Origin of the sequence: Chroococcidiopsis sp. (assembly GCF_051657925.1) — a bacterium.
Lineage (GTDB): Bacteria > Cyanobacteriota > Cyanobacteriia > Cyanobacteriales > Chroococcidiopsidaceae > Chroococcidiopsis.
Genome location: NZ_JBOFLP010000145.1, coordinates 1 through 15,290, shown reverse-complemented (window position 1 = coordinate 15,290; position 15,290 = coordinate 1). Strand labels below are relative to the sequence as shown.

Genomic DNA, 15,290 nt, shown 5'->3' with positions numbered 1-15,290 from the left:
TAAAACTCTTGCCACTTGCGACGGTTGTTTTCGGTAAATACGGGCGATCGTCGATTTAGCCAGACTCTTTCTGCTTCGCGGCTACCAGAACGACAACGGGGACAACAAAATTCACTGGCATGAGTTGCCTGTTGAGTCCATTGAGGCGGAGTTGGTGCAAATGCATCCATTGAAGAGATAATTTTTTAAGTCTATTAGTTTATTATCAGCGATCGGCAAACAAGGTGTAGGGTATAGGGTGTGAGGTGTAGTGAGCTTTTAACTTGTGTACGGGCGGGTGCGCGCAAATCGATGGACAGCCACAACTGGAAATTTTGGCTCAAAACTCGCCCCTACCAATACATGACTTTCAACTTGTGACTTTTTCCAACCCCTATTCATGGAACCAACTACTGAAATTCGCCGCCTTCTGGACTTGATGCCTGCTTCCGGTCGGATGTTGACTAAGATTATCGCTAAGCGGGAGCAAACTAAAGTTATCGATTATGCTTTTCCTCTGCCGTGGCAGCAGGAACGTCGCATTTCCATTAATTTCGATCTCTGGCGGCGGCTACCTCAACCACAGCGAGATTTGTTGCTGTTGCGGACTGTTAGCTGGTTGACGGCAGTAAAGTGGTTTAAACCGGATGTCTATCAGGGAGTTGTCTTAGCTGGGCTTTTGGGGACGGTAGTAGAGATCGTGCAGGGGGATGTGGTGGGTACTGTGGCGGCTGGGGCATTAACCGCGATCGCAGGGACTCGGATCTGGCGCAATAACCGCAGTTCTCAGATTGAGGTAGAAGCAGATGAGGCAGCAGTGCGCGTTGCTGGGAGGCGGGGTTATGCTGAGGCAGAGGCGGCTCAACATCTGTTGTCGGCAATTGAAGCGGTGGCACAGATGGAAGGACGACCGACTTTAGATTTTATGGAACTACTCCGCCGTCAAAATTTGCAAGCGATCGCTGGACTTTCTTCTGTTGGTATTCCAGAAACTCTCAGAGAAAAATAATCAATAGATGACTTATTTAATCAGCACAATAATAGCTCTAAAAAGGGGTTGTCCCGTGCTATTTTTACTGCTATAATTAAGCGTATACGCTTAATAATGGAAATATTTGAAAAATTAAAATCTGCGACAATATTTCCATTATAACATAAAGTCTATCAAAACTAAATCGCAAAGTCAATATCCCTTTGTCTTTTTATTCATTACAATTCGTTCCTCACAAATTTTATTAGCACCTTTTTGTGCGTAAGTTAGAAATTAAGCCTTACTAAGCACCAAAACTCATGTATTAAACTCGGTGTCAAAAGGTGTCGAAATTATGTTTTTAAAAACCTGAATAGCAGAACGCAAATAGGAATGATAACTCAAACAATTGAACCTATTCTCGATCGCGCCTTATCTGGAAACGATATATCTCCAGCCGAAGGAGTAGAGTTATTACAACAAACTGCACCGGAAGCAATTGCTTTCATCCGCGATACTGCCGATAAACTCCGCGATCGGCAAGCGGGCGATACCGTTACTTATGTCATTAACCGCAATATCAACTTTACCAATATTTGCGAACAACACTGTAGTTTCTGCGCCTTTCGTCGCGATGCGGGCGAAGCAGGTTCCTATTGGTTGGAATGGGGACAAATCTTAGAAAAAGCTACCGATGCCGTGCAAAGAGGGGCAACTGAAATTTGTATACAAGGGGGACTTCACCCTACAGCAAAAATAGATGGCAAATCGCTGTCATACTATTTGCAATTAGTCAAAACTATTAAAGCTGAATTTCCCCAATTGCATTTACATGCCTTTTCTCCCCAAGAAGTGCAATTTATTGCTAGGGAAGATGGTTTGAGCTACGCTACCGTTATCGCTGCTTTGCGGGATGCTGGTGTTGGTTCGATGCCAGGAACAGCAGCAGAAGTATTGGATGATAATGTTAGGCGAATTCTGTGTCCAGAAAAGATTAACACAGCGACATGGTTAGAAATTGTGAGTACGGCACACCAACTTGGCTTGCCGACAACAAGTACCATGTTATCTGGACACATTGAAACACCCCAACAGCAGATCCGTCATCTGGAACATTTGCGATCGCTTCAACAAATTGCGATCGAGCGGCAGTATCCTACAAAAATTACAGAGTTTATTTTACTGCCTTTCGTCGGACAAGAAGCACCTAAGCCTTTAAGAAAGCGGGTAAGAAGAGATCAACCAGTTTTAGCAGATGCTTTGCTACTCACAGCAGTGGCGCGAATTTATCTAGGAAAATGGATTCCCAACCATCAACCGAGTTGGGTCAAACTCGGACTTGCAGGCGCAACAACAGCTTTAGAATGGGGTTGCAACGATATTGGCGGCACGCTGATGGAAGAACACATTACCACAATGGCAGGCGCAGTTGGCGGTACTTGCATGGAAGTAGAGACACTACAAACAGCGATCGCTTCCCTCAATCGTCCCTACCGTCAAAGAGATACCTTATATGGCAATCTCGTTTGAATTATGAAATATTCTTGACAGATTATTTACTACAAATTGTTTAATAAACCTGCGGAACGAAAAACTGTTCGTTGAGGGGTGGACGATGATAGCCAGTTCCAGGCTTTCTAGGTGGTAGATCGAATGCATCTGGAGTCATATCTTGGTAGGGAATTTTGCTTAAAATGTGTTGAATTAAGTTAAGTCGCGCTCGTTTTTTATCATCGGCTTCCACCGTAAACCAAGGAGCCTCTGGAATATTAGTATGAGCTAGCATGAGATCCTTAGCCTTAGAATACTCCTCCCAGCGATCGCGGGCTTCAATGTCCATCGGGCTGAGTTTCCAACGCTTAGCCGGATCTTTAACCCGTGCTTGAAAGCGGCGTTCCTGTTCGTCATCGCTGACAGAAAACCAATATTTCAATAAAATAATTCCCGATCGCACCAACATCCGCTCGAATTCAGGGCAAGATTGCATAAACTCTTGATATTGAGCCTCAGTGCAAAAACCCATCACCCGTTCTACCCCCGCACGATTGTACCAACTGCGATCGAACAGCACGATTTCCCCCGCCGCAGGTAGATGGGCAACATAACGCTGAAAGTACCACTGCGTCTTTTCCACATCTGAAGGCGTACCCAAAGCCACAACGCGACAGCCACGCGGGTTGAGGGATTCTGTCACTCGCCCAATTGCGCCTCCCTTTCCAGCCGCATCGCGTCCTTCAAAAATCAGCGCTACCTTTAAACCTTGATGTTTAACCCAGTACTGCAATTTCACCAACTCCGTTTGCAGTCGTGCCATTTCTTTGTCGTAAAACTTATCGTTCAGCTTTTTCTTCGATTTGTTCTCTTTAGCGCTGTCATCAGACTTGACTGCTGCATGAATCCCATTTCGATCTGTAGCTGACATGAGTTTTTCTCCTAAACGACATTTTTTCAAAAAAGTTAACCTGTACTTTCCTTGTCAATATAGTTCCTTTGTACTAACATGCAGTTAAAATTTGAGCGGCGATCTCCAATCGAGAAGTAGTATGACAAAACTCAAATCAAACTTAATCCAATTTCCCATCCAGCAGCATCTAGGGCATTCTAGAGTCGTAACATTACCAGTATCTCCCGAACGCCACCAATCGTGTGTAACGGCGATCGCAATCCTAAAGCGAGAACATCAGGCAATACCACCCTTGCAGCCTCAAATCCCATCAGAATCGTCTCACAGCAATCGCCGCGAATGGCAGCACTTGGTAGCACAAGCAGACAAAATTAATCAATTAGCCGCAGAACTAGAAGCAGCAATCTTTGGATTAAAAGCGATCGCCAACCAAATAGACTACACTCAACAGCTATCTGGAAGTGCTTGCGAGTATCGCTCAGTAGTTGTACCCCAAGTCAAGCGCCGCAATACAAATGAATTCATTTTGACAACCAAAGTCATCGATTTATTTCAAGTTGAAAGAGAAGCACAACAGCTAGCGCAAACATTGAGACAAAAGACAAAAACCAAGCAAAAATTCCCTCTACTGAATTGGCTGTTATAGATTAGGGAAGAGTAGTGTTGTTAGTTGTTAGTTGACGGTCGACGGTTGTTGGTTGACAGTAGAGAGTGACGAGTGACTGGTGGAACCAGTGAATAGAATTGTCTTGCCCCTTTAGCTCCCTCAGCTCTCTGACTCTACTCCCTGCTCCCTGCTCCCTGCTCGCTGACAACTGATAACTAATAACTGACAACTGACAAGAGGTAAAGCACAGGTGGGAGCAGCACTCTGGATTCTTGCTTTAGGACTAATGCCATCATTGCTATCGCTGTGGCTGCTGCGCCGAAGAGAGGCGCAAATACAAGCGAGATTTAGGCAAGCGATCGACTTTACCCCCAGAGTCAGGACACAGAGAAGCGAACCTACACCACTTCATAGCGATCGCTATTATCTAGAAGGAGTAGGATATCTGGTGGGTGACATCAGCTGTCGCTACAATGCTCGTTCCGGCTATATTAGGTGTGCGGTCAATCCTGAAGGACCCTGTGAGGGTTGTCGCTACTACGAACCGCGATAGGTGCTTGAATAATTTATTGGTGTAATTTATTTGGTGTAAGGGGTGTGAGGGTTGGTGAATTTTACCCAGAGAAGTTGGCTTCAGTGGCTGACACTTTTCGGATGGATCGCGATCGGCACTATTATTAGATTTATTAATTTGGATGTGAAGCCACCTTGGTCAGATGAATTTGCCACCTTAGTATTTAGTTTAGGTAATAGTTTTCGCACTGTCCCTTTAGATCGAGCGATCGCCCTAGACACCCTACTACAACCACTACAGCCTCGTCCATCTGCCAGTTTTGGTGATGTTTTTCACAATTTAATGACAGAGAGTACCCATCCTCCTGTCTATTTCCTCCTCAATCATCTGTGGTTGCAGCTATTTCCCCCAGATGAGGGACTAGTCTCATTATGGGCAGCAAGAGCCTTCAGTGCCATTCTGGGAGTGGCTGCAATTCCTGCTAGTTTTGGTCTATGCTGGCTAGCTTTTCGTTCCCGCCTGGTAGGACAAATCGCCGCCGCAATGATGGCTGTCTCACCCTATGGCATCTACCAAGCCCAAGAACCGCGCCACTATACCCTAGCAATCTTAATGATTATTGCTTCTCTGGCTTGCTTAGTTGTTGCTACACGCTGTTTAGAGAACCGAAAACCGATCCCAATTTGGTTAGTCTTCACTTGGGTGGGAATTAACACATTAGGAATCGCCGTTCACTACTTTTTCACTCTCACCCTCTGTGCTGAGGCAATAGTTTTGCTTGCTGTAGTGTGGAAACAATTCAAAATTCAAAATTCAAAATCTCCTGACTCCACTGTACGGGCGGGTTTCGAGCGAAGATTTATTGACATAAGCGTGAATATGCTTGCTAAATCTGCCCCCACCACCTCTCGACTCATCGCCGTTGCAGCTGGAACCACAGCAGGGGGTTTAATCTGGTTGCCTTTCTTGCAGAGTATTCCAGATAACCAAATGACAGATTGGATTTATCGCGGTAATCCTTTCGGCAGTATGTTAGAAAGCACGGCGAGGTTTTTAGCTTGGATGATTTCAATGCTGTGGCTGCTACCCGTTGAGGGTGTGAGTCAACCAATTGCCCTGGTTTGCGGTGCAATTGTCGTCGCTTTTCTATTTTGGACGTTGCCTATACTCATTAGCGGTTGGAAAATTCAGTTATGGCGATCGCCATCTCAGAGTGGGACTCAAGTTTTAGGTGGGTTTGTTTTGGTAGCGATCGCGTTATTTTCGATTGTTACCTACGCCTTGGGTGCAGATTTGAGTATTGCCTCGCGCTATCACTTTGTTTACTTTCCAGCCTTGATTGCGATCGTCAGCGCAGCATTAGCAATTTGTTGGGACAGCGATCGATTAGTTCGACATACAGAGTTAAACTGGACTCCTCGTCAGCAGTTACGACTCAAGTTTCTGCAAACAAGAGGTCGAGTTGCAGTCGTGCTAATTTGGCTACTCGGTTTGCTCGGTGCTTTAACTGTCGTTTTTAACTTTGGTTATCAAAAGATTGAAAGACCCGATCGCCTCGTACCAATTATGCAACAAGGATCGCAAAATCCAATTTTAATCGCTACAGCTCACTATACTCGCGCACAGGTGAGAGAACTCATGACACTGGGTTGGCAGTTTAAACATCTGTATGGTTCTCAAGTAAATTCTCCTTTGTTTCTTTTAGCTCAGCACGACCGTAGCTCGAATCGCTCAGTCGAAACTCTTTACAAAACAATTGCTGAACTACCAAAACCCCTAGATTTATGGGTCGTCAACTTTACTAGCGCCAGGCACGACTTAGAGAAAGGAAATAATCAAATTTGTGTCCCAGATTCGCAACGCCGACCTAAAGCCAACGGCTACCGCGCCAAGCTTTTTCACTGTCAATAAGGAACCATTCCCAAATTCTATCAACGATATTCGCAAAATTGTCTGAATTACGGGTAACAAATTAATTTCTGAAAAAACGACAAACGGTTATTACTGAGGTTGTGGTAAAGATGGAAGTAGCCAAAACTGGCTAGGTAAAATTTTGATGGCAGTGAGGTAAATATTGCGCCATCGCTCTGCTGGAGAATAAATTGTGCTGAAAGGCTTAGAAGTAATTAATTGGCACGAACTCGAACACGCTTACGGTATGGCTGATGATGTACCCGAGCTGCTCAGAAGTTTAGCCTCCGCTGATGCCAGGTCTCGTCAAGATGCCTTGTCTAAATTGTACGGTAATATTTATCATCAAGGTACTGTTTTTGAAGCTACAGTATATGCAATCCCATTTTTAATAGAATTGAGTCAAGCTGAAGCAGTACAAGATAGAGATAAAATTTTAATTTACTTAGCACATATAGCACGCGGTCATTCTTATTTAGAAGAACATCAAAACTTATTGTTTTATAGCGACGAATTAGATAACCTAGAGTTTCAAGTCCAAATTCAACAAGAAACAACTTGGGCAAGACGTGTAAATTATGCTGTCTGTAGCGGTACGAATATTTATCTAAACCTGCTAGAAGATAACGATTCAAAACTCAGAACTGCTGCACCTTACATCCTAGCTTGCTGTCAACAGCGAGCGTCAGAAATTATTCCTCACTTAAAGCACAGTTTAGCTCAAGAACGAAGTCTTCAAGTTAAAGCTAGCTTAATATTAAGCCTGGGTCTTTTGGAGCCACCGCAATCGGCAAATATAGAACTATTTCTGCAATTTCTTAATTGTGAGTCAAGCGATCTCGTTCGGTTATCGGCTGCAATGACACTCATAAGACTAGCAAAAGATAAAACTCCGCCAGAAGCCATAGCAATACCGATCGAAACTATTGAACATCCGATATTTATGAGAGAGTCGTATGCTCAATTACCTTGGGCTAATAGCGATATTATTAGCGATGCTTGCAATTGCTTATGCTATCTAGATGCAGCAGGAAATGTTGCCATTCCAGCCTTAATAAATGTTCTGAGAACTGTAGATGGTTATAGCGCTTTAAGTGTAGTACGAACCCTGCTATACCTAGCTTTTAACGGACAAAAATTAGCGGACACGATCGAACACAATATCACGGCTCTACAAATATCTGTAATAGAGGCGATCGCCTCGTACGATAACGTTTGGCAGTTCAATAGTAATATGGCGCATCTTCTCAGGTCGTTTGGGTTACCACAGGAGCGAAATCAGTTGCAAGCATTTCTATAAAATAAGTAAATCAAATATTATTCAATCGTAGATTATATACAAATTCATTGCTTTTAATCTATCTATTGATAGACGATTTATGGACTTAAATGTTATTTGTTATACATAAAATCCGCTGAAAGTAATATTGATTACTATAGTTAAAAATTGCTAAATAGTTATTTGTCAAATGAAAGAAAAGCAATGGGTGACTTGAAAATCAACAGTCTTAAGTATGTATCAAAATTGAATAGAGATAAATCTTGCTTGCGCAATTGTTTTTGACATAAATTAATGTTAGTATGCACGGCTATGGATAGCGGATGTTAAAAAATTTGCGTACAAATAGAAGCTTTCCAGTAGTATTAGTCACGCACGAAAATAGACAAAAATGCTCAAAAAACTCCCAATTTCACTTAGATTTTGGCTCCGATCTCTAGAACACAAATTTGCTGGGTTCTTCACAACGCTGTACAAATATAAGCCATATAAGAAGGGAGTATCTTCTTACGTCATCCCAAAATCATCTCTTACAGATCGGCAAGCCGATAGCGTAGAATTAGCAGTACCTCCACAAGAATTTTGGTTGGGATATGGCAAGACAAGGGAAGAATACTTGTCGTCTGGAGCAGAAGACACGCAGAAGATGTTGGAATTAGCCAAATCTTCAGGACTTACACTAACCGCAGGCGATCGCGTTTTAGATTTTGGCTGTGGTGCATGTAGAATGACTCGTCATTTGCAAAAATACGCGCAGTCATGCGAGATATGGGGAGTAGACATCGATGCTGACATGATTTATTGGTGCAAAGAACACTTAGAGCCACTCTTCAATTTTGCAGTCACAACGACAATTCCTCACTTACCATTTGAAGATCGATATTTCGATTTGATCTATGCTGGTTCGCTATTTACCCACGTTGACGATTTGACTGAAGCTTGGTTGTTAGAACTTCGGCGAATTCTTTCTCCAAAAGGAAGGCTTTACCTGACAATTCACGACAATCAAACTATCAAATTACTGCATACTGATTTCCAGAACATTTTCTTGTCTAAAAAACTCCGAGCTTCAGATTTGTATAATCAAACTAAAAATGATATGGCTGTTCTGACAATCGGTCGCGATACTGGTTCGCAAGTTTTTTACGATATCGATTATTTCTGTAAAAAACTGAGCAAGCTCTACAAAATACATTCGGTAACGACAGAAGCTTACAATTATCAAACAGCAGTCTTAGTTGGTAGGAAATAAACCAAAATAGTCAGGTGGGCAACGCCCACCTTGTACTTGAATTTCACTGGCTTCAGCAAAAGTAGTTCGTGCTACTGGCAAACTTGTTGCAGAGTTGGGATGAAATCTGGATAAGAAATTGCTGCGGCTTCGGCTCGACTTATAGTTGTCGCACCGCTGGCATTCAAAGCCGCGATCGCCAAACTCATAGCAATGCGATGATCGGTGTAACTATCTACCTCCGTACCCCTTAAAGCCGTCCCGCCAGTAATTTCTAAACCATCGGGTAATTCCGTGACTTTCGCACCCATGCGATTTAACTCGGTTGCCATAGCTGCAAGGCGATCGCTTTCTTTAACCCGTAATTCTGCTGCATCCCGAATTATCGTCGTACCGCTCGCAAACACTGCTGCTACTGCTAAAATCGGAATTTCGTCAATTAGACGCGGAATTAAGTCACCTGCGATCGTACACGCTTTTAAATCGCCAGAACGCACCCGCAGATCGGCGACTGGTTCCCCGGCGACAACTCGCTGATTTTCTAGTTGAATATCTGCCCCCATCATTTCCAAAGCTGCTAAAATCCCAGTGCGCGTGGGGTTAACGCCAACATTTTCAATGACCAATTCTGAATCTGGGACGATTGCCCCAGCCACCAACCAAAAAGCAGCCGAACTAATATCGCCAGGAACGACTACCTGCTGTCCTTGCAGTTGCGCTGGTCCGGTCACCGTGACACTATGGGTTTGGGGATCGACGCTCAACTGCGCCCCAAAAGCTTGCAACATCCGTTCGCTGTGGTCGCGGGATAAAGCTGGTTCTGTTACCGTTGTTTTTCCCTCAGTCATCAACCCAGCTAGCAGAATACACGATTTCACCTGTGCCGAAGCAATTGGAGATTGATAGTGGATCGGCTTGAGGTTTTGCCCTTGAATTGCCAAAGGTGCGAGAGAATTACCCTTACGTCCCCAAATTTGCGCCCCCATTTGTTGCAAAGGTTTGACGACGCGAGACATGGGACGCGATCGCAACGAACTATCTCCCGTCACTGTAAAAAATCTTTCTGGATGAGAAGCTAAAATTCCCAACATCAACCGGATCGTCGTCCCAGAGTTGCCTGCATCCAATACGTCTGCTGGTTCCTGCAACTGACCCAAACCGATCCCTTTCACCCGCACCAAATCTGTATTGAGTTCTGAAATTTCCGCCCCCATTGCTCGAAAACAGCTTGCCGTACTCCTGGGGTCTTCCCCCAACAGCAGCCCTTGAATTTGGGTTTCCCCATTTGCCAGCGCCCCTAACATCAAAGCCCGATGGGAAATTGATTTATCGCCAGGAACCCGAATGCGACCGCGCAAGCAAAACCCTGTCTGGGGTCTAGTGACAATCAGATTTTGCTGGCGATCGATAGTTTCAACTGCGAACGGAGAAGCCAACATGGGGATAAACTAACAGATTGAGTGCGCTTGTTAGTTTATCTTGTTTGCCGACTCTGCGATCGCCTCACTGTAATTTATAGAAAAAAAAATCATCACCACTTGTTAAGTATGGGAATTCCCTGCTCCCTACTCCCTACTCCCTACTCCCTTCTAACTGTTGATAAGCCTCCAACAATCCCTTAACTTCACTGGGAGAAAGAGACTCGATTCGTTCCAACAATTCAACTGCCATTTTCTCCGGTGTTTGTCCCGAAGTATTGCTCAGATCGGGTCGGCTAGAGCGGCTGGAATCAACATAGCCTCCTAGCGTGGAGTGAATCAGGATATGGGTGTCCTTGAGCTTAAACCAGGGACGAATCCGTTCAAAAGCAATACTACCGACTTGACACATCCCAATTCCGTAACTTGGAGCCGAAACCTCTAGCTGATGTGCCATAATTCCCGATTCCAAGGTAACGAAGTGAATTCCTCGCTCGCCATAGCCAGGTCCAATCGCATCTAAATCGGCAATGAAGAAGATGGAGAAGGCACATTCATCAAACATTGGTGTATTAATGAATGGAATATGGACTCCTCTGTCAATATCGACATTAGGTGTCAAAACAACGAGTTGATGTTCTTCTGGATGATAGTAGTAAACACCAGCTGGCACATTTTCAATGCGTCCGGGTTTGACATGCAAGTAAACTTGAGTTGGATTCAAACCGCCAGGGGAAGCATAGAGAAACTTAGATTGACCGTCTAGGATAATTTGAGACAAACAGCTTAAAAATAGGCTGAAATTCTCAAATGGAATTGATTTTAACAAGAATTTACGATAACTGCTGCGATCGCTATACTTTTTCCGTAAGTTCTCATCAATAACAGGCTGCTCTAATTGAATTGCAGGCATTTCGCTCAGCTCTCGCCGGACTCCTGGGCGCGATTTCTTAAATTTCTCCCGCTCCACAGGATCGAGAATAATCCTGTAGGAAGACAGCAGCTTATTTCCTAACAGACTGTCATCTGTATTGCTAGAAACCGATTTACTTTCTTGCCGCTCGTAATAATCAACTAATGCTTGAATTGACTGCAAGCGGAACAATTCATCAATACGGGGACGATTCTTAAATTCCTTTTCTAATTGGTTGCCAATTCTCACCATATCGAGAGAATTCGCGCCTACACTCAGTAAATTCGCGTCCAAATCGGCATTTTCCATCTGCAATACTTCACACACAATTCGACTGACTTTTGCCTGAATCCCTGAAGACTGCTTTTGAGTTTTACTTTTAGCAGGGGTAGCATCTGCTGCAAAAGGTGCGGGTAGCGCTTTGCGATCGACTTTGCCATTACGAGTCAAAGGAAACTGTTCTAGCATTACGAAAGCAGCAGGAACCATGTGTTCTGGTAACTTACTGCGTAAAAACAAGCGCAGTTCGTCAGTATTTAGCTCTGACTCTTTCGCCGGAATGATATATGCTACTAAAAGCTTTTTGCCTTTCTGGTCGTAAGTCGTCGCGATCGCCGAATTAACACCTGCGTGTTGTTGTAAAGTTGACTCGATTTCCCCTAGCTCGATCCGCTGACCGTTGATTTTAACTTGAAAATCGACCCGTCCCATGAACTCGATCGTCCCATCGGGGCGGAAGCGTCCCATATCCCCAGTTCGATAAATTCGTTCGCCAGTACGGGGATGCAAAATAAATTTGGCGTTGGTTTTCTCTGGATCGTGCCAGTAACCTTTGGCAACTCCGACGCCAGCAACGCACATCTCCCCCGACACCCAAGCGGGACATTCCACCAAAGCATCGTTGAGAATGTAGTAGCGAGTATTGGGAATTGGTCGTCCGTAGGGAATGCTTTTCCAGTTCGGGTCAAACTCCTCAACTGGATACCAAATATTCCACAGCGTTGTTTCAGTAGGACCGCCGACGCTGACTACTTTCGCTCCTTCTACCAGCGCCTCAAGACGTTTAGGAATCGTTAACGGAATCCAATCTCCACCTAGAAATGCTAGCCGCAATGTCGATGGAATGACATTTGCGAGATCGCCTGCATATTCCAAAAACATATCCATCATTGCCGGAACCGAATTCCAGAGCGTAATCTGATGCTTCATGCACAGATCCGACCAATGGGACGGGTCGCGTCGTCCGCTGGCATCGGGGATAATTAAGGTTCCTCCAGCACCCAACACGCCAAATAGGTCGAAGATAGACATATCGTGATGCAGGGCTGTCAATCCTAGAATACAATCGCCAGAATTAATCTCAAATTGCTTTTGAGTGCTGACAACAGCATTCACTAGCCCGCGATGGCGAATCATTACGCCTTTCGGCAAGCCAGTAGAACCCGACGTGTAGAGGACAAAGGCGAGATCGTCAGGTGTTTGAATCGGTTCTAAAGGGCGATCGTCAATATTTTCCAAGTTTTCGCGATCGACGCAGAGGCGCTGCACGCGATCGGACCACTCCAAGCGATCGTCTAACCAAGATTGAGTCAGGACGATTTCAGCTTTGCCATTCTCCAGCAGGTAGTCAAGCCGTTCTTTCCCGACTGTGGCATCAATGGGAAGATAGGCAGCACCAGCGTGTAATATGGCCAGAGCAGCTACCACTTGCTCCCAACCCTTTTCCATCACGATCGCGATCGGTTGGTTTGGTTGCGCTCCTAAATTCCGCAAATGCCGTCCCCAACGGTTTGCTAGGGAATACAATTCTTGATAGGTTAAAGTTTTTTGAGTTGTAATAACCGCAGGTTGGTCTGGGCGTTGAGGCACTTGAGCCGCAATCAGATCGTGAAGCAAGATTTCCGGCATTGGCAGATCGTCTCCGGCAGCTACCAACTGCTGACCTGTTGCCACCATCACCCGCCGCATGACTTCCGACCAACTCTGCTGCCAGAGATTTTCATCAGTACCTAACAGATGGAGCAAATGGATAAAAGCATCTAAGAGATTTTGGGATAGTCCTTCAGGAAAAAGTTCTTCCACGGTATCCCAGTGGCAATAAAGCGCACCATTATGCTCAAAAACATGGTTATTCAGCCATACTTGGGAAGTTTGGTTAATTGCAAAGACAACCTCGCCCAGAGCTTCTGCTTGCTTCGTAGCGTAAGTACTTTTTCCGGTTTCATCTGCTGGAATTGCGGTAAATACAACTGGCATCAGCGAACCAGAAAGCCGATTTTGAGCAACAGCAAGTTCCCGCAGGACGTCGACCCCGTTAAAGAAACGATGCTCTATATCGCTCCAAAGTTGCGCCTGTAAACGTTGCGATCGCTCGGCAAAGGAAGCATCTCCCCTGTTGTCAACTTCCAGTACGGTGAATGAAGCATATTCCCCAATCAAACAGTTCACCTGTGAATGCAGTGGCAGGCGATTGAAACTCGGTACGTTAATGCAGAAATGTCGTTCTTTATTCCACAACGTCAGAACTTCGGCGTAGGCTGCTGCCAAAATGCCTGGTGCAGTAATTCCCAATTGAGTCGCCTGCGATTTAATGCACTGCCAAATAGGAGCTTCTATCACCCTTTCTCGGCGCGCAAACCTACCACTCGTGAGAGCTGACGGCTGCTTAGCAAGGGGTAAATCTGGTCTTAAGGGTAAAGAATCGATTCGTTTGCGCCAGTAATCCTGCGATCGCCTGTACTCCTCGGAATTAGCTAGCAATCGCTCTGCCAAGACATAATCGCGGAAGGTAATTTCTAAAGGCTCTAGTTGAGTTTCAGGATTGTGGTAAAGTGCCGCCCATTCCCTATAGGTAATTGCAATACTCCAACCATCAAAGATTAACTTATCTAAACTCACATGAATCCGCGTGCGTCCATCGTTCAGTAAGGTTGCTTGAATATCAAATAGAGGATACGTGTCGCTGGGAAGAATTTGATGCGACATCCGGTCGCGCACGTCTTGTAACTGAGCGTTGACTGTTTCTGCAGCCTGTCCCCGCAAATCGAGCATCCGAAACTGATAGGGAGGCACATTCTCCAAGACCTGTTGAGTTCCATCCGGCAGAACGATCGCTCGCATCATGTCATGACGATCTATTAATCGTTGCCAAGCTTGAGTCAAGCGTTCCAGATCGAAGTTGCCTTCCAATTCCACATAGCTGTGACTGGCAACCTGCCCCATTTCCACTTCGCCACTGCGTCCAACCCAGTAAGCTTGCTGCAATCCAGTCAACGGAAAGGGTTGAAATCGTTCGTCAGGGGCAGGAGTAATTGTTGGCAGGTTGGATACTACCTGCTGCGGTTGCCGCTCTTGTTTGACACCTGCCTTTTTCTCGCGAATTAACTGAGCTAACAAGGCTTTCCGTTCGGGTGAAAGAGATTGGAGTTTGTCAACGTGCGCTTGGGAATTTAACTTTTGGCTTATCATTTCAGTCATTGGCTTGATTTGCACCAACAGAATAGATTTGGAAAAATTTATGCAGGGGTTTTAAGTGGCTAGTTGGCGATCGCCAGCATTGTTATTTCAGCAGCGCCATCACTTCTTCATCAGACAATTGCGCCAAATACGCGATCGTGTCTTCCATGTCATCTAGATTGACTTGCATAGCTTGAGCTTTTTCGATCTGTCGAGCTATACCATCGACGCTCGGAAATTGAAATAAATTAATTAGCGGTAAGTCAACGCTAAACGTCGAGCGGATCGTCCCCATCAATGATACGGCGATCAAAGAGTTACCTCCCAAACTGAAGAAGTTATCTCCCGTACCAATTTCAGATACCTGAAGCAAGTTTTGCCAAATTGCCATTAGGGTTTGCTCAACCTGATTTTGAGGTGCTGTCTGCTCGATCGCCACATCTAACTGCATCGTCATTGGCGCAGGTAATGCTTTGCGATCGACCTTATTGTTGGGCGTGAGTGGAAAAGCCTCTAGCACGACAAAGTTGGAGGGAACCATGTACTCTGGCAATTGAGCGAGTAAATATTCTCGCAACTGTGAGTTAGCAGGCTGTTGTCCTGGCTGT

Annotated in this window: 11 protein-coding genes; 7 read left to right on the top strand and 4 right to left on the bottom strand. The window is 45.0% G+C overall.

What is annotated here, in order from left to right; genetic code table 11:
* Positions 1–379 precede the first annotated feature (379 nt).
* Both ACRC32_RS11195 and cofH read left to right on the top strand, forming a co-directional pair.
* The gene (locus ACRC32_RS11195) at positions 380–988 is read left to right on the top strand and encodes a DUF3318 domain-containing protein (RefSeq protein WP_438554030.1); all 609 of its coding nucleotides are present in this window, start codon (positions 380–382) and stop codon (positions 986–988) included.
* A 354-nt stretch (positions 989–1,342) separates the two neighbouring features.
* Entirely contained in the window at positions 1,343–2,479 is a 1,137-nt protein-coding gene (cofH, locus tag ACRC32_RS11190; RefSeq protein ID WP_438554029.1) for a 7,8-didemethyl-8-hydroxy-5-deazariboflavin synthase subunit CofH, read from the top strand.
* A gap of 40 nt (positions 2,480–2,519) precedes the next feature.
* On the opposite strand, the gene ppk2 is transcribed toward cofH, so the two are convergent.
* A complete protein-coding gene (gene ppk2 / locus ACRC32_RS11185) occupies positions 2,520–3,371 on the bottom strand; it encodes a polyphosphate kinase 2 (RefSeq protein ID WP_438554028.1) in 852 nt (283 codons plus the stop codon).
* A gap of 121 nt (positions 3,372–3,492) precedes the next feature.
* Here ppk2 and ACRC32_RS11180 point away from each other — a divergent pair, with 121 nt between their 5' ends.
* From ACRC32_RS11180 to ACRC32_RS11160, 5 genes are all read left to right on the top strand, one after another.
* Complete coding sequence (locus tag ACRC32_RS11180; RefSeq protein WP_438554027.1) at positions 3,493–3,999, top strand: hypothetical protein; 507 nt, start codon at positions 3,493–3,495, stop codon at positions 3,997–3,999.
* A gap of 211 nt (positions 4,000–4,210) precedes the next feature.
* Entirely contained in the window at positions 4,211–4,513 is a 303-nt protein-coding gene (locus ACRC32_RS11175; RefSeq protein ID WP_438554026.1) for a DUF6464 family protein, read from the top strand.
* A gap of 54 nt (positions 4,514–4,567) precedes the next feature.
* A complete protein-coding gene (locus ACRC32_RS11170) occupies positions 4,568–6,385 on the top strand; it encodes a glycosyltransferase family 39 protein (protein WP_438554025.1) in 1,818 nt (605 codons plus the stop codon).
* A 193-nt stretch (positions 6,386–6,578) separates the two neighbouring features.
* The gene (locus ACRC32_RS11165) at positions 6,579–7,685 is read left to right on the top strand and encodes a hypothetical protein (RefSeq protein ID WP_438554024.1); all 1,107 of its coding nucleotides are present in this window, start codon (positions 6,579–6,581) and stop codon (positions 7,683–7,685) included.
* 370 nt (positions 7,686–8,055) lie between these two features.
* The gene (locus tag ACRC32_RS11160) at positions 8,056–8,916 is read left to right on the top strand and encodes a class I SAM-dependent methyltransferase (protein WP_438554023.1); all 861 of its coding nucleotides are present in this window, start codon (positions 8,056–8,058) and stop codon (positions 8,914–8,916) included.
* 71 nt (positions 8,917–8,987) lie between these two features.
* On the opposite strand, the gene aroA is transcribed toward ACRC32_RS11160, so the two are convergent.
* From aroA to ACRC32_RS11145, 3 genes are all read right to left on the bottom strand, one after another.
* A complete protein-coding gene (gene aroA, locus ACRC32_RS11155) occupies positions 8,988–10,334 on the bottom strand; it encodes a 3-phosphoshikimate 1-carboxyvinyltransferase (protein WP_438554022.1) in 1,347 nt (448 codons plus the stop codon).
* 133 nt (positions 10,335–10,467) lie between these two features.
* Positions 10,468–14,703, bottom strand: coding sequence for an amino acid adenylation domain-containing protein (locus tag ACRC32_RS11150; RefSeq protein ID WP_438554021.1), 4,236 nt, complete (start codon positions 14,701–14,703; stop codon positions 10,468–10,470).
* An 82-nt stretch (positions 14,704–14,785) separates the two neighbouring features.
* A partial coding sequence (locus ACRC32_RS11145) for a phosphopantetheine-binding protein (protein ID WP_438554020.1) occupies positions 14,786–15,290 on the bottom strand: 505 nt, incomplete at its 5' end.